Source organism: Bradyrhizobium sp. 190, assembly GCF_023073415.1.
Classification (GTDB): domain Bacteria; phylum Pseudomonadota; class Alphaproteobacteria; order Rhizobiales; family Xanthobacteraceae; genus Bradyrhizobium.
This window is the reverse complement of the sequence record NZ_JADPJL010000052.1, coordinates 46,184-61,677: the sequence shown is the minus strand read 5'-3', so window position 1 is coordinate 61,677 and position 15,494 is coordinate 46,184. Positions and strand designations below refer to the sequence as shown.

The following is a 15,494-nucleotide window of genomic DNA, read 5'->3' as shown; positions in this document are numbered from 1 at the left end:
GATGTTCCATCACTCACGTGACTGCAGGGGTAAGCGTCCCCAAGGCAAATCTGGCGGACCATACCTGCATCCTGCGGACCGACGCCTAACGAGGGTATAACGAGCTCATCTTGCAGGGCGCAATTCTCGACCGATCCGAGAAGCGTGCTGAATACCTATAAGGCGTTCGTGCTTCGCCATGGCCGACATCGACGAGAATGCGCGGCGCAGGCGCTCCGCAAAAAGGAATCCCACTGGTCGCCAATAGCGATCGAGAGGTACATCGGATGAAAACGCCGTTTGAGATCGAGCGCTCCATCAATCGCAAGAGTGCCGAGGGGTGCCTCAGGCGATGCAGACGCTCTGTCGACTGTTCAGCTCGGCGGCAGATCGTCTGCCGAGATCAGATCCGCAAAGCAATCGGGACTTTCTTTGAAGAGCTGGGCCTCTCGATTCTCTTTTCGGTGCTGTTGTCGGAGACACATTAAATCATCCGCTCTCGAGAAACAGAGTGAAATTCGACCGTCGCGCCATGTGGAGCCTGATCCTCACAGCATATTGGACGGCGCACGCATTTCAATTCCGACCCGATATTGATCTTTCCTTGATTGGTATTGGCTTCCCCGGAGGCGTTCTGATTGCAATGGCTGTCGAACGTTTCGGGTGGCCTGTCAGCGCCGACGGAGTTGTTAGGCCGCGGCGCGGGCGTCATGAGCGGCGTCATTCTCTCAAGAGGATCGCGCGACACACGCCGTCACTCGTGCAGACGCCGGAAGTCACGGCGCTGGTAATGCAAGGCCCATTTGGCATGCTGTTGTCTGCCTATACCTCGCGACTTGGCATCCGCGGGGTTGCACGTCAATAGGGGCGCGGTGACGCGGCTAAGAAGTGCAGGAGCCTATCATCCACTCCGGCAGGAGGCGACAATGCGCAATAGCTCACATGCTTCGCGCCACATTTCAACAAGGTGCTGCGCTATATGCGGCGGAAAGTTCGGATTGATCCGCCACTACTACTGGCGAACCGCGCTTTGCTCCAAGAAGTGCGTCGAACATTTCAAGATCCGCCGGGAGGCTGACTATGAATGGCTTCGGCGCGTAGCAACAGCCTGTACGGCGCACCGAGTACCAAGCTGACATTGAGGGGGAGGCATTTTAGAAATCATGCAAACAAATACTCGTCAGAGGTTCTGGATCGTCAGCTTGCTTAGTCTAGTTGCTGACAGCGGAGCCCGTCTGTGGCGCTGCACCCCCTGGGTCATGTGACCGCGACGCAAGGTGATCAGATGCAGCCACTATGGATACCGGCCTCGCGCGATGACGAGGAATTCTCGCCTCGAGTAATTTGCGCATACGCTTTGCTCGCCATCTTAGTCAATGTTATTTTCGTCGGCTTGATTTTATTCTGTTCTTGAGCTCGAAGCCTGAACAGCAAGCGAAGCTGCGGAAGCTTGAGCAGATTTGCGATTTCCGTTCTTTAGCACCAGCTGTTCGATCAATTCCAATCTGGTATGGACTCCCCCAAAATTGGTATTGGCCCCAACGAAGGTGGTTCGGTCACAATCTATCGAAATGGGGCTTTGCGCGCACCGACAGCGAGTGACGTGTCGCTCAGCAGCTGGCAAGGTTTGGGAAAGAATTTAAGCAACGCACCCGGAGATGAACTTGAGTCACAGGACGTCGGGCCATTCCGAGCAATCACTCAAAACGCCGACGTTCGTCGACGCCTATCAGCCTTCGTTGGAAGACTCGAAGTCTGGGCGTTCTTCAACTAGCCTCCAGCCGATACGTCATCAGCCAGGTACCGCGCGATCGAATATGCGATCCTTTGTTAAGAATGCAATTCTGGCGAGTCTTTCGCTGCAAGATCTGGCGGCGATAGGGGAGCTTCTAGAACCGGTCGTCCTGAGGGAGCGCATGATTCTCCAAGAGCCGAAGAGGCATCTTGACTTCGTGTACTTCATCGAGACTGGCCTCGTCTCGCTGAGGATTGTCGCCGAAGGAAGCATCCTTGAAACGGCGGTAATAGGACATCAAGGTGCAGTCGGCGCTTCGATTTTGTTCGGGGGGCATCCTTCAACACATCAATCCGTTGTGCTCTTTCCCGGGAGCTCGCACAGGATTCGTGTCGGGGACTTGCGCCGGATCATGAACGCGCGCCCTGAAATCCGGGAACATCTTTCGCGGTACGTTCAAGCGCTGAGCTTGCATTGCGCTCAGACAGGATTATGCGGCGTTCGGCACGATCGCGAAAAGCGGCTCGCATCCTGGCTCTGTTTGGCAAGTGATGCCGTTGATGCTCACGTACTCCCGGTCACGCATGAGTATCTTTCGTCTGTCCTTGGTTTGCGCCGCCCAGGAGTAACAGAGACGCTAATCCGATTCGAAGAACAAGGTTTGATTCGCAAGACGCGGGGCGTGTTGCAGATAGATGGACGCAAGTGTCTCGAACAAAAGGCGTGCTGTTGTTACAAACTTATTTCGAGCGCTTATGCTCGGCCTACGTCTAAACCTGCGACAAATGAGACGACAGGATAGCCAAATCGGTCAGGCTCTGGTTCATCTCTTTAGTTGCCCGTTGCCGACAGGTTGGCGGTGTGTATCGGTGGCATTACTTGCGCGCCACTGGGGCGTACGCTGATTGTTCTTGGGACTGTTGGCTTCAGTATCATTTCGATGCGGCCAAGTTGATGGCGACGCGCGTCCGCAATCGGCGGCGGTACGAACCGTACCATTGTGACGCTGCGGGAGCACGTCTGACCCGCGCGCGAACATATCGGGTCGTTTCGTACAGAATGTGTGCGCTGCATATGAACGCAATGTGTCTAACTGATCGCGGGAGGAGCGGAATGATCCGCATCGCGGCATTCCTCGGCCGAGTTAACGCAAGGGCGAATTGGATGCAGTACGCTGCTTGGCATCAGGTGAGTGCCGACCTCCCGTCCACGCGGCGAGGCGCGGCGCTGTTCTTGGACAATCTACAACGGGAAAGCGTCCATCGGGCCAGCGGTCGGAAGAACTGGGTCGCGAGATGGACAAGGATTGGAAATGCTCACTGTCTTCGTGGTGATCTTAACATCAGAACGGGAGCGTTCGAAGAGGCTACGGAGGCTTGGCTGTGCGGCCTAACCGCCTTCGAAGTTGCCAGGCGGCTGGTTGATGACGGCGATCCGCAGGTTGGAGCCGTTTCGGCCAAGATTGAAGCCGGCATTCAGAGACTCGGGTTGTCCCTGGAGCAGAAGGCAGAGCGAGTAAAAATCCCGTGCTGGGACCAGTTCGAGTTTTTCGCGTACTACCTGCCCGCCGGTGGTTCATGTGCGCCGGCAGTTATTTGCATCAGCAAGGAAGAAGAAACCGGAGCGAGGCTTCTGGGCAGGCTCTTGCCGGTTGTGATTGGTCGCGGCATATCCGTTCTCGTGGTATCTTACGATGAGATCTCAGATCGCTCCTACGGCCAATCGGAAGTCCTTTCTTGCTGCCTGGATTACTTATCGTTTCGGCCCGAAGTGGATGCCGGTAGGATTGGCGTCTATGGAGAAGGTATGTCGGCTGTTCTAGCCACCGACTTCGCTGCCTCTGATCGCCGAGTTGCTGCGGCGGTTTGCGATGGTGGTCTTTGGAATTGGGCGCGGATCTTGGCGTCTGTCGGCTGGATGGCGGGAGCAGCAGATGTACCTGAGGAGGAAGCAGTGTCGGCTCGCCGCTCGCGGTTGGTGCGACAGTTGAGATGCCCAGTTCTCGTGGTAGCCGGTGGACGCGGCTTGGTTAGCGTTCCGGAGGCCGTCAAGCTTCAAGCTGACTGCGCTGCCGCCAGCCTCGACCTGCAGTTGTCAATCCCGCGCATGATCGAAACCCCCGTAGGGGAAATCGAAAACTTCGTCGTTTCCGATGATTGCATCTTTGAATGGCTGGAGCAAAACCTGGCGCATGCTTGAGCTGCGCAAACTTGTCGGCGAAGAGCACTCGCGGCCTTGCATCGCTTGATATTCGGGCCGATGATTACAGTTCCTGAGCGCCTCTCATTACAACGTTCTTCCTCAACCCTAAACCCCGCGAGTGCAAGTCGGAGGAAAGTATCGGGAACGCGATGTAGATCTGGTGAGCTGCCTTTCAGAGGAAGCGACCGCCACATTGCCGCGGAAACCGCGACCAATGTACACTCATCTGTCAAGATGACCGGCGATCTCGTCTCGCCGCGACGGGGGCTGCCAATCCCAACGCGTTTTCGGTATCGGCGAACTCCGGATCGCCGTCCTACAATATGCCTATGCTCAGTTTTTGAGCTGCCAATCGGCTATTCTTGGCAATCAAGGCCAGCCGTTTATTGAGGTAATCGAGAGACGTCTCATCGAGCCCGTCAAACATCGTCAAGTTGATAGCCTGTCTTTTGGTTGACAGCTTCGTTATTTCTCCCCGCGCCTTTTGAGTAAGCGACATCTGGACGAACCTTGCATCATCAGGCGAGGGTTCGCGAGCCAGAAAATCCATTGTTTCCAGCTTCTTTGTCTGGTTGGTAACAAAAGCGGGATGAATCCGCAGCTTATTTGCAACGGCAATTCCCGAAACGCCCCGGCCGTCATCGAGCTCGTCGATGGCCATCAAAATCAGCCATTGCGGTTCGGTTACTCCCAACATCTGTGCCCAGCCTTTGTGTATCTCCTCAAGTTGAGAATGAATCTCGACGATGTTCCAGATGAAATCTCTAACGGCTTTATCGAGTTGTTTTTTTTCGGCCATGTCGGTCATTCGCTAATCCTCGGTTCCACCGGAGGGCACACGTGATTCTCCACTTGCGGTCATCTCACCTATCCGTCTTGGAGCGCGGACAAAACCCCTAAAGAAATTGACTTTTGTAATTAATTTCAGCGTCAATTGGACGGCCATTTCGAACTGCACTCCTGACGGTCATGCTAAATCTCCAAGTTGAGCCTCGGGGATGTCCCCAGGGGCTCTTGCGTTTTGTTCCAAACGATGTTTCTGCCTCTATTCTTAAAGTGGCGGTGGATTGTGACCGATTTACCACATTCCGTCCAAATTCCGTCCAAACCGGTGATGTTGATAATTAATTAATTGCAACAATTGATCTAGCGAAATAAAGCTGGCTTGACAGCGAGGGGGCTCCTCGAAGTCGTTCCGTCCAGCACCCGCCTGTGAGTGAGGCTAGCAGCGGCGGATCTTTGAAGGACGGAAACGGCGTTTCCACTTGGAGGTTCATCTATGAAACTAACGAAGAGTCTTATCCTTGGTTCTGCAGCAATGTTCGTGGGCGCGGGGGCCCAGGCCGCCGATCTTCCCGTAAAGGCGAAAGCGGTCGAGTACGTGAAGATTTGCTCGTTTTACGGAGCAGGCTTCTATTACATTCCGGGAACCGATACCTGCATCAAGCTCGGCGGTTACGTGCGCGCCGGGACGGTGCTGAACTCAAACGGTATGTACAGCAGCCCCTTGAGTGGAGTTGGTGCTGCTCACAACCGTCTCAGCAATTACTACACGAGTCAGTCGCGTTTTAACTTCAACGTCGATACGCGCACAGCGACCGAGTACGGCGTCCTTCGTACCTACGCCGATTTGGCGTTTACCTGGACTGCGGGTTCCTATACCGGCGCCGGCACAACCGCCAGAAACGGATCGACTGCGTACAGCGGAAGTAATCCCGCGGGAAGCGGTAGCGGCCAAGTTTCCGGCGGAAATCTCAGCGTGTACTACGCCTTCATGCAGTTCGCTGGCTTCACGTTCGGTAGAGCGCAATCGCAGTTTTCCTCTCCCTGGACCAATTATCCGGGAAACAGCTACGACGGTTTGCCGGGCGGCGCCGGCTGGGAAGCTGTGAACCAGTTCGCCTATACAGCTGACTTCGGCCAAGGCGTCACAGCGAGTTTCTCGGCCGAGGATCAAGTCGCCCGAACAAGCAACGTTTGGAACGTGAGTGCTGCGAGTGCCGCCGGTCTTGCCGCTGGTACTTACGGCGCTACCGACATCGGCGGATCGCGAACGCCAGATCTCATCGCGGCGCTTCGTGTTAATCAGGCTTGGGGCCTCTTCCAAGCATCGGTTGCCGCGCATAACAATCACGCTGCCTACTATGGCGCTTCCGAGGTTACTGGCTATCCGGGCGACAAGTGGGGCTGGGCTGGCCAGCTGGCATTGTCAATCAAGAACATCCCGACCGGTGCCGGCGACACGATCAATATCCAGGGTGTGTATACAAAGGGCGCAAGCATTTACAACTTCCATTCGTATGCTTCGAGCACCTACGCGATGTACGGTGGTACCGGACTCCCTGGTGCTTACCAGAGCGTCGGCCTTGCCGGTGTGTCTGACTCGGTGTTCGTTGCCGGTGCAGGTCAGGAGTTGACTACGACGTACGGCTTCAACGGTGCCTACACTCACAACTGGGATCCATATTGGAGCACCAGCGTTTACGGTGCCTGGGCTGCTGTCCGCTACAACGACACAGCGCAGGGATATATCTGTGGCGCGTTCGTGGCGACCCTAGCTCTCTCGAGCGGCGCAGGTGGCTGCAATCCTAATTTCAATCTTGCGGTTGTTGGCACGAGAACGATCTGGACACCAGTCAAGAATCTGGCCTTCTCTGCCGAACTCACCTACGCGATGCTCGACCAGAAATACGCAGGCGGAAGCACTATTGCGCTGCCGCTACAGTCGGGCATTGCCAAGCCGGCTGCTACATATGAGCTGAAGGACCAGAACGCCCTCACACTACTGCTCCGCGCTCAGCGCAACTTCTGATTGAAACCAACCGCAAAGGAGAGATATCGACCAGCGTTAACCTCCAAGAAGGCTCCCGGCATGCCCGCCGGGGGCCTTTTAAATAGATTCAGTTTGCCAGAGCATCGCGACCCAGGACCCGAAACGGCAAGCTGCCCACGCTTAAGACCAATTCTGGTCGCGCGGACGCAGCCCTGCGAATTTTCAGGGACCAAGAACAGCGGTATGCCGCTTCGTTCTGCCATCGCTTTACCGAAAAAATCAATCGTCGGACCCGAAGCTCTCCGATTCTGCAAGAAACTCCGTCATCAGGCGCGGCGGTCCCGCTTGCGAGGAACGCGCCCAGTACTTCGGGCTCGCAGATTTTATCCTACAAGTTGTCGAGAACGCGCGTGCAATGCGGTTCGCATCTGCGCCGCAGACGCGCGGCCTCCAAATCCGGGATCCGGCTGGTGAAGGAAATGCCGAGACTAAGAGAGCAATTTGCGACCGGTGGAGCGCGTTGGTTCGGTCGATCGGCCGGATTTCTTGTCTCCTGCCGCATTGCGATGATTTTCAACCCATGATGCTCTCGGCGAGTTGCAGGACGTTCATGAGAAGCTCGTTCCCTCGTCAGGTGAGTATCGATTCAGGATGGAACCGCGCGCCATATGTTGGGTGATTGCTATGCGCGAGAGCCATTATCTCGTCTTCGTCTGAACGTGCTGTCACGTTAAGCTGCGGCGCGCATGACTCCTCGAGTTCAACAACAAGAGAATGGTTGCATCCAACGCAAATCGGCGACGGGAGTTCTTTGAACAGCCCTCGGCCGTCATGCGTTACATATGAGGACCGACCGTGCATAGGGCGACGTGCACGCGCTACACGTCCGCCGAAAATGCTCCCAATACATTGGTGTCCGAGGCAGATGCCCAGGATTGGGATGAGAACCTGAAAGTTCACGGACGACGACCTTAGATATTCCGGCCTCAGCCGGCGTGCAAGGACCGGGGGAGATAACCGGCGCGCACGGCTTAAGGTCAACAAGCTCATTGACGCTGACCGCGTCGTTCCTGATCACTTCCGTCGCTTTGCCAAGACCGCGGAAAAAGCGCGCAATGTTGAACACGAACGAATCGTAGTTGTCGATAATGACAATCAAGATGCACCGGATGCTTCAGCACAAAACGCGTCAAAAATTCGCTGTGCTTTGGCAAGCGTCGCCTCATATTCAGCCTCCGGATCCGACATCGCCGTAATGCCGCTACCCGCATGAAACACAGCCGCGTCATCCTCGATAGTCACGGTGCGGATTGCAATATTCCTGTCGATGCGCCAGTTGAAACCGATGAAGCCGATCGACCCGCAATAGACCTCCCGCGCCACATGCTCCATTTCCGCAATGATCTCCATTGTTCGCACCTTTGGCGCCCCTGGAATCGAACCGCCGGGAAAGCGGGCGCGAAGTAGGGTGACGGCGTCCTGGTCGTGTGCAATCACCTGTGACGGTCGACACGAGGTGCTGCGCTGAGGCATAGGCTTCGAGGTTGCACAACGCTGGAAAGTCGGCCGAGTCTGGAGTGCAAGCGCGTGACAGATCGCTACGCAGCAGGGCGAGGATCAGGTGTTCTCGGCTCGGTCCTTTTCGGACGCAATTAGAATTGCAGCGCGGCGCAGATCCTGCCTGTGCTCGGCTCTTTTTCTTCCGCATGCTGTCGCCTTCAAGAGCGATGCGGTGGGAGTTGTGGATGATCCGGTCGAGGATAGCATCTGCGTCGTGCCATTGGGCAACCGGCAGCAGGGCGGTTATGAGGGTGGATTTGCGCCTGTAGCGCTCTTCGAAGATTTCGAGGAGATCGAGGCGCTGCTGGTCGTTGAGGGTGTGGGTGCCCCAGTCGTCGAGGATGAGCAACTGGACACGCGCGAGCTTATCGATGAGGCGCGGGAAGCGACCGTCGAGACGGGCCAGGCGACGACTTCGAACAGGCGCGGCATCCGCAAATAAAGGACGGAATGATCGAGCCTGGCAGCCTGGCGTCCTAAGGCGCACGCCAGCCAGGTTTTGCCGGTTCCCGTCAAGCCGGTGATGATGAGGTTCTCATGGGCTTTCAGCCAGGCGCCTTGTGCCAGTTGCAGAGTGTTGCGCCGGTCAAGCCCCCGCCGGGCCGCGAAGTCGATGTCTTCAATGCAGGCATCGATGAAGCGTAGCTTTGCTGTGGCCAGGCGATTGGTCAGACGCCGGTCGGCGCGCATGGCGGTTTCGCGATCGAGCATCAGGCCGAGCCATTCATCGCGGCTGAGATCGGCGGCATTGTCCTGTTCGGCCAATTGCCGGTAGGCCGCCGCCATGCCGGCAAGGCCGAGCGCCTGCATTTCGTCGATGGTCGGGTGTATCAGCATCACGATGTTCCTTTCCTTCATTGATAATAGGCGCCGCCACGGATGTTGGCGTGTGAGGGCGTAGCTTTGACGGGCTCGGCGGCAGGGCTTATGCGGTCGAGCCCGGATTTGAGGATGGCGCTCATCGAGGAGTAGCTGATCGCGTTGATGGCGAGCGCCCTCTCGCAGGCCGCTTCCAGCCGATCGCGCTCGTACCGCCGCGCCAGGGAGATGATCCCCATGGCGGAACGATAACCTTGCTCGGGATGCGGGCGCTCGCGCATCATCCGCTCGACCAGGATGGCGGCGTTGACGCCGATCCGCCCCGCCATCTTGATCAAGCCCGCCGGCGTCATATTGGCGTAACGCTGATGGGCCTTGGGCATTTGCTCGTTCACGGTGACATGGCCGCTACGCTGAGAGCGGCGCACATGGCTGGCGACACGTGTGTGATCCTGGAAGATCTCAACCGCCCGATAGGTGAGCCGGACGTCCACCCGACGACCGATCAGCCGGTGCGGCACCGAGTAAAAAGTCTTGTCGACTTCGACGTGATAGTCGGCATGTACCTTGGCCGTTTTCCACTCGGCGTATTCGAACCGCTCGCTGGGCAGCGCCAGGGCGGCGCGTTCGATCTCCTCGAACACCTGCCGGCGGGATTTGCCGATATGGCGCGTCGGCGGTGTTAAGCTCCTCGAGCAATTCATCAATCGTGTTATTGAGATTGGCCAAGTTGAAGAACCGCCGGTGACGCAGCCGTGCCAGAATCCAGCGCTCGACAATCAGCATCGCGCCTTCAACGTTGCCCTTGTCGCTCGGCTTGGGGCTGCCAGTCGGCAAAATCGCCGTGCCGTAATGCTCGGCCCATGGCGGTAAAGGTCTGGTGAGAGTCGGCTCGAACCACAATGCTTGGCGCCCGGACGGCAGATTGTCGGAGACGATCGTTTCGGGAACACCGCCGAAGTGCGGTGCAGATGGGATGGCCAGAAACCGCATGACGTGTTTCCTTCAGCAGATCAGCAGGCGCGCCCCATCAATTTCCTGCAGTCTTGATCCTCCCAAAATTGGTAGTTGCCTCGCCTCGTCCTACCAGGTCTATTCGCAACCTCTTCCGCAAACCCTTTATCTCGGGAACTGCACTGTCCCCCTCGGGGCCATAATGCCGCCGTGCAAAGACTTTCAGGGCTCATGAACGAATCTATATTCGAATCCAAGTCTATGTCTTCTTATCCACTGCCTAGCACGTCAGCTCTTCAGGAGCCTCGCGGGCGCGTGACTTGCGGGTTGTGGCGCATCGCATCGCCGATGGCATTGTCAACAATGGAGCTAAGCTTCTTGATTTCCGGAAGTGGTCCTCGCCCCCTTTTACAATCACGCCGCGCTAATGGTCGGTTGGCGTTGAAGAGCGAGATCATACGGCTCGACGTTCGCCGCAAACGTGGTGCATGGAGCAGCGATTTCGCGCGTGCCTATCAGCCGATCAGCCGATCGCGCTGGCGGCGAGACGTACCTCTAGGATCTCCGGACGTCGACTATGAACGTGTGCGGCCGGGCATGGCAGCGGAAGAAAGCTTCTTCTGCAGGGAGCGGGCTGAGAAACTTAGGATGAAGTTCAAGATGGTGTATGGCGGTCATGGTTTTGGCAAAGGATTCCGGACGATCCGGTTTGGCGAAAAGGCGAGCTGCAACTGAGCATGGTATTCAGCGTCGAGTCGATGGTCACCTATGCCGACGGCGCGACGTATCACGTTGAGGATCTTCGTCGTCCCCGAGCAGGTGCCGCGCTTCCTGACCTCGGGAGGGCCTCGCGTGGTCTCGATCACTGGCGAGTCAATCCGGGTGGAAGGGAAACGCTTTCGCTGCTGGTGGGTCGGAACGACCTCGGTGGACCGGGAAGTCTTGCCTTCGTCGACAAACCAGCCACAACTCGAAGACGTGTCTAATCTTCGCGGCTATGTTGACAGGCTGCTAGGGGGATAAAGGAGGAAATGCAACCATGCCCATATGGGATTACATCATCGTCGGTGGCGGCTCGGCTGGCTGCGTGCTCGCCAATCGCCTGAGCGAGGATGCGAACGTGAAGGTATTGCTGCTCGAGGCCGGTCCGCGCGACAGGTCAATGTGGATCGAAATCCCCGCAGGCCTTACCAAGCTCCTGAACCATAAGAATTTCAACTGGAACTACGAGATGGAAGCCGAGGACGGCCTGGCCGGCCGGCGGCTCCCATATCCGAGCGGCCGCACGTTGGGCGGTTGTAGCTCGATCAACGGCATGCTCTATGTGCGGGGTCAGCCTCTCGATTACGACACCTGGAGCCAACTTGGGAATCAGGGATGGTCCTATGAGGACGTGCTGCCCTACTTCAAGAACTCCGAGCACTACGAGGGCCGGGGCGACGACTCGCGGAACAAAGGTGGACTCCTCAATGTCCGCGAGATCGATGAGCACCATGTGCTTGGTGATGCCTTCATTGATGCCGCCGAAGGCAGCGGCTTTCCGCGCAACCCGGACTACAACAATGGACGTCAGGAAGGCTTCGGCTACTATCAGGCGACGATCAAGAACGGCCGGCGCTGGTCAGCCGCTCGTGCCTTCCTGGATCCAGCGCGTAGCCGGCCCAACCTGCGCATCGAGACCGATGCGCTGGTGAGTCGTATCCTGCTCGAGGGCAAGCGCGCGGTCGGCGTCGCCTATACCAGGCACGGGGACAAGTTTGAGGGTCGCTGCGGCCGGGAGGTGATCCTGTCGTGCGGCGCGGTCCAGTCGCCGGCCTTGCTGGAGCAATCCGGCATCGGCCAGGCCGAACTCCTCAAGAAGTTCGGTATTGCGGTCCGCCACGAATTGAAGGGGGTCGGCGAAAATTGCGGCAATCACTTCGCGCCGGTTATGAAGTGGCGCGTCAATCGACCGATCACGATCAACGAGCAGGCGCGGGGGCTGAGGCTCCTGCGCGAGATCGTGCGATACTACGTCAGAGGCACGGGCTTGCTCACCCGGTCAGCGGGCCCGGTGTTCGGCTTCGTGCGAACTAAGCCCAGCCTGGAGACGCCCGACGTGCAGTTTATAGTGACGCCAGCGAGCTACGATCCCGTGCGGGTGGGGCGCCTCGAGAGGCAGCCCGGCATGACGGTCACGATGTACCGGTGCCGGCCCGATTCGCGCGGCTCGATTCACATCAAGTCGCCGATGGCTGGCAGCGCGCCCGCCATCCGGCCGAATTTCCTCTCAGCGGAGACAGACCGCGACTGCGCCGTGGCCGGCATGCAGGTCGCGCGCAGGATCATGCGGCATCGCGCCATCGCCAAATACATCGCGTTCGAGCGCCTTCCCGGTAACAAGGTGCAGAGCTATGACGAATGGCTTGACTACGCGCGCCGCACCGGACAGGGGCTCTGCCACATCGTTGGGACCTGTAGGATGGGCCACGATCCGATGGCGGTGGTCGACGACCGCCTGCGCGTGCACGGCCTTGCCGGCCTGCGCGTGATCGATGCCTCGATCATGCCAACCGTCCCCTCCGGCAACACCTATGCGCCCACGATTATGGTGGCTGAGAAGGGCGCCGACATGGTCAAGGTAGACGCGAGGATGGCGTAAAGCTCGCGGGCCGAGGGCCTCGATCATCTCCTTCAATCTAGCGCCTCGTACAAGGGAACATTGGATCATTGCCGCTGCAACGTTTCACGCCTCGGTTTCGGCAAAATTGTTTGCAGTAATGGCACGATGACAGGCCTGCCAAGCTCGCTGAGGGCGGTGCTTCCCTTGTCGGCTTGCCGACCTTAGGGTCATCAATCGGCCCGGCCAAGGTCGAGAGAGATGGTTCTGGTCGCCTCTCGCACCGAGCTTTATGCTTCCTTGAGGACAAACCTTGTGGTGTCCTCACCAGAACGCGCCTAACATCGACGGCTAACCGCGAGTCCTGCGTCATCCCATACCGACATGCAACAATTTGCTTCCGGCAACTACCAACGCTGGTAATTGATTTACACAACAGAAGCATGTCGACTGTCGATGAGTGTTGAGCCGGTCAAACGGCACCTACAACGAGTTCGGCATGCAACATCAATCACAATCTTTCGTCGCCAACAGCCCTGATCGACGCGCGAGCTCGTCGCGCGCAGAAATCTTTCGCATCCGTGAACTCGCCTTTCTCGTGAAGGCGCATGATGGGCTCTCCGGCGCGATCGCCGAGCGCGCCGGTTTTGAAGGGGTGTGCGCATCGGGCCCACTCAATTGCGCGCGCAATCGGCTCCCGCTATACAGAAGAAGCCCGACGGAGCCAACTCGTCGAGGTGGTAGAGCGCATAGTAGACTCGACCGAAATGCCTGTGCTGTTGACGGCGATAGTCGGTTCGCGAATAACGACAATGGGGTCGTCTTGGCAACGCAAACTCGGTCATTCGTCTTCGATACTAACCGACGTTGCCCAAAATTGGCCGAAAGAGACGGGCGTTTCCGAAGTTCCCTGGCACATCGAGGTTCATCTGGCGTTCATGGCGCTGCAGCGCGGCCGGCCGCCATAGCAAGCAATCAGCCCGCGCGATTGGGCAAGCCAGCAGCTAGGGCGGCGAACAAGCTTTATGCTGGCGACCACGGAGCCGATTTTTCGAGAGTTCGGGCCAGCATTTGAGACCGTGTAGGTCTTGCTGAAACACGTTACGCGGCCTCGGAACTTCAAGAGAAGGCGGAGTTTCCCATGTTTAGAAGCTTGGTCAGAGCTCTCCTAAAACTGGCCTCAGAGAAGGTGGCTCGCAGCGACTTTGTCGGAAGAAACACGTGGAGATCTCTAACGGCTTCAAAAAGTCGAGCATTGAGGACACTGTTCTCTGGCGCCTGTACTTAGCTTAAGGCGGTGCGCAAGGATAATCAAAGCAAAGGCAGGTGCGACATGCGGCGCAACGATGAAATGAAGCTCGGAGTGATGGTCCTTCAGGGGGGATCTCACGAAAGTGCATGGCGCGATCCGCGCGTACCAGCGAATGGCGGAATAGATATCGACTATTTTGCTCACCTAGCAGCACTTGCCGAAGGTGCGGCATTTCACTTCATATTTCGGCCCGATAGCCCAAGCGTAGTAGATCAAGATCACGCAACCATAGCTCGTGTAAACCGAAACGATGGGTTTGAGCCCATCACACTATTGTCGGCGCTTTCATCGAGAACACAACACATCGGCCTTGTTGCGACAGCGACAACGACGTACCACCAGCCTTATCATCTTGCACGCATGTTCGCCTCACTTGATTACCTATCGCAGGGACGCGCGGCCTGGAACATTGTCACCTCCGGATATAAATTCGAAGCCGCAAATTTCGGCGAAAACGAACTTCCAGACCATGACACACGGTATGCAAGAGCGAAAGAATTCGTAGAAGTTGTCAAGGGCCTTTGGGACACGTGGGAAGACGATGCTTTCATTCGCGACAAGCAAAGTGGTGTTTTCGCGGACACCACGAAGCTACATTTGCTTAACCATCGGGGTGACTACTTATCAGTTAGAGGTCCACTTAACATTGCACGGCCGCCGCAAGGGTATCCCGTGTTAGTTCAAGCCGGCGCATCCGATGCTGGAACAACATTCGCTGCAGAACTCGCCGAGGTCGTATTCACCGCCACACCCTCCTTAGAGGAGGGAAAACGATTCTATGCAACTCTCAAAGAGAAAGCGCGCGCACTTGGTCGTGATGACGATCAGATGCTAATCATGCCGGGTATTGTCCCGATCGTTGGGCGAACTAAGCAAGAAGCGTCTGAGAAGCTTGAAAGACTACATTCGTATACGCACATCGACGTTCTGACGGGAGTGGCCGATCGGTGGCTCGGGTTTGTCACCGACCTGCGTTCAATTGATCTCGACTCATTGGTCCCCGAGACTTTACCGCAGACTAATTTATTCCAGAGTCGCCAGAAACTGCTCCTCGACCTGGCCGTGCGCCAGAAATTCACTTGGAGACAACTGATCCGCTTCATATCGGACAGCAAAGGCCATCTCATGGTTGTTGGAACGCCGGACGAAATTGCCAACGTCATGGTGGATACATTTGACCAACGTGCGGCTGACGGATTCAACGTATTACCGGCGACCTTTCCCGACGATTTTAAGGATTTTGTTGAACTCGTCGTTCCCGAATTGCGTCGAAGAGGCAAATTCAGATCCAGATACGTCGGACAAACGCTAAGGGAGAACCTCGGTCTTAAGCGGCCGTTTAATCGGTTTACCCTGGCAACTGTAAGCAGTCGTCCGTGAAAAACTATCCAAGCCATTGAGCGGGATGCAAGCCCTCGCTGAAGGCGCCCTTCAGATCATGTTCAAGCGTGAGACGGTGTGCTCATCAATTTGCAAGCCAAATAAGCAAACGTGACTACGGTTACGGTTTTGTCCCAGTTCGGAGCGGCGCCGGCGGTGGACCACTGTCGAGAAGCTTCGG

General features: G+C 57.1%; 8 protein-coding genes and 4 pseudogenes. 7 read left to right on the top strand and 5 right to left on the bottom strand.

Annotation, left to right across the window (positions count from 1 at the left end; translation table 11 throughout):
- Positions 1-490: 490 nt before the first annotated feature.
- The 3 genes from IVB22_RS27000 (at position 491) to IVB22_RS26990 (ending at position 3,913) form a co-directional block, all read left to right on the top strand.
- Entirely contained in the window at positions 491-844 is a 354-nt protein-coding gene (locus tag IVB22_RS27000) for a hypothetical protein (RefSeq protein WP_247520277.1), read from the top strand.
- A gap of 793 nt (positions 845-1,637) precedes the next feature.
- Positions 1,638-2,516, top strand: a complete 879-nt coding sequence (locus IVB22_RS41675; protein WP_308200459.1) for a Crp/Fnr family transcriptional regulator — start codon at positions 1,638-1,640, stop codon at positions 2,514-2,516.
- Between the two features lie 311 nt (positions 2,517-2,827).
- The gene (locus tag IVB22_RS26990) at positions 2,828-3,913 is read left to right on the top strand and encodes a S9 family peptidase (RefSeq protein ID WP_247520276.1); all 1,086 of its coding nucleotides are present in this window, start codon (positions 2,828-2,830) and stop codon (positions 3,911-3,913) included.
- Positions 3,914-4,232: 319 nt separating this feature from the next.
- On the opposite strand, the gene IVB22_RS26985 is transcribed toward IVB22_RS26990, so the two are convergent.
- Positions 4,233-4,715, bottom strand: coding sequence for a MarR family transcriptional regulator (locus tag IVB22_RS26985; RefSeq protein WP_308200462.1), 483 nt, complete (start codon positions 4,713-4,715; stop codon positions 4,233-4,235).
- A gap of 480 nt (positions 4,716-5,195) precedes the next feature.
- Between IVB22_RS26985 and IVB22_RS26980 the strand changes: the two genes are divergently transcribed.
- Entirely contained in the window at positions 5,196-6,728 is a 1,533-nt protein-coding gene (locus IVB22_RS26980) for a porin (RefSeq protein ID WP_247520274.1), read from the top strand.
- A 591-nt stretch (positions 6,729-7,319) separates the two neighbouring features.
- On the opposite strand, the pseudogene IVB22_RS26975 reads toward IVB22_RS26980, so the two are convergent.
- From IVB22_RS26975 to IVB22_RS26960, 4 pseudogenes are all read right to left on the bottom strand, one after another.
- Positions 7,320-7,848, bottom strand: a pseudogene (locus IVB22_RS26975) (aminodeoxychorismate/anthranilate synthase component II).
- Positions 7,845-8,372, bottom strand: a pseudogene (locus IVB22_RS26970) (chorismate-binding protein); the annotation flags it as partial. The pseudogenes IVB22_RS26975 and IVB22_RS26970, both read right to left, overlap by 4 nt.
- Positions 8,373-8,376: 4 nt before the next feature.
- Positions 8,377-9,086, bottom strand: a pseudogene (istB, locus tag IVB22_RS26965) (IS21-like element helper ATPase IstB); the annotation flags it as partial.
- Positions 9,087-9,103: 17 nt separating this feature from the next.
- Positions 9,104-10,028: pseudogene (locus IVB22_RS26960) on the bottom strand (IS21 family transposase); the annotation flags it as partial.
- Between the two features lie 435 nt (positions 10,029-10,463).
- Here IVB22_RS26960 and IVB22_RS26955 point away from each other — a divergent pair.
- From IVB22_RS26955 to IVB22_RS26945, 3 genes are all read left to right on the top strand, one after another.
- The gene (locus IVB22_RS26955; RefSeq protein ID WP_247520273.1) at positions 10,464-10,757 is read left to right on the top strand and encodes a hypothetical protein; all 294 of its coding nucleotides are present in this window, start codon (positions 10,464-10,466) and stop codon (positions 10,755-10,757) included.
- A gap of 304 nt (positions 10,758-11,061) precedes the next feature.
- A complete protein-coding gene (locus tag IVB22_RS26950; RefSeq protein ID WP_247520272.1) occupies positions 11,062-12,663 on the top strand; it encodes a GMC family oxidoreductase in 1,602 nt (533 codons plus the stop codon).
- Positions 12,664-13,954: 1,291 nt separating this feature from the next.
- On the top strand, positions 13,955-15,313 hold the full coding sequence (locus tag IVB22_RS26945; protein ID WP_247520271.1) for an LLM class flavin-dependent oxidoreductase: 1,359 nt from the start codon (positions 13,955-13,957) through the stop codon (positions 15,311-15,313).
- Positions 15,314-15,494: the final 181 nt, after the last annotated feature.

Bases quoted from the DNA above. Each gene is read 5' to 3' on its own strand.
- IVB22_RS41675 (WP_308200459.1), top strand. From the start codon at position 1,638: ATGAACTTGAGTCACAGGACGTCGGGCCATTCCGAGCAATCACTCAAA.
- IVB22_RS26990 (WP_247520276.1), top strand. From the start codon at position 2,828: ATGATCCGCATCGCGGCATTCCTCGGCCGAGTTAACGCAAGGGCGAAT.
- IVB22_RS26985 (WP_308200462.1), bottom strand. From the start codon at position 4,715: ATGGCCGAAAAAAAACAACTCGATAAAGCCGTTAGAGATTTCATCTGG.
- IVB22_RS26980 (WP_247520274.1), top strand. From the start codon at position 5,196: ATGAAACTAACGAAGAGTCTTATCCTTGGTTCTGCAGCAATGTTCGTG.
- IVB22_RS26945 (WP_247520271.1), top strand. From the start codon at position 13,955: ATGCGGCGCAACGATGAAATGAAGCTCGGAGTGATGGTCCTTCAGGGG.
- IVB22_RS26950 (WP_247520272.1), top strand. From the start codon at position 11,062: ATGCCCATATGGGATTACATCATCGTCGGTGGCGGCTCGGCTGGCTGC.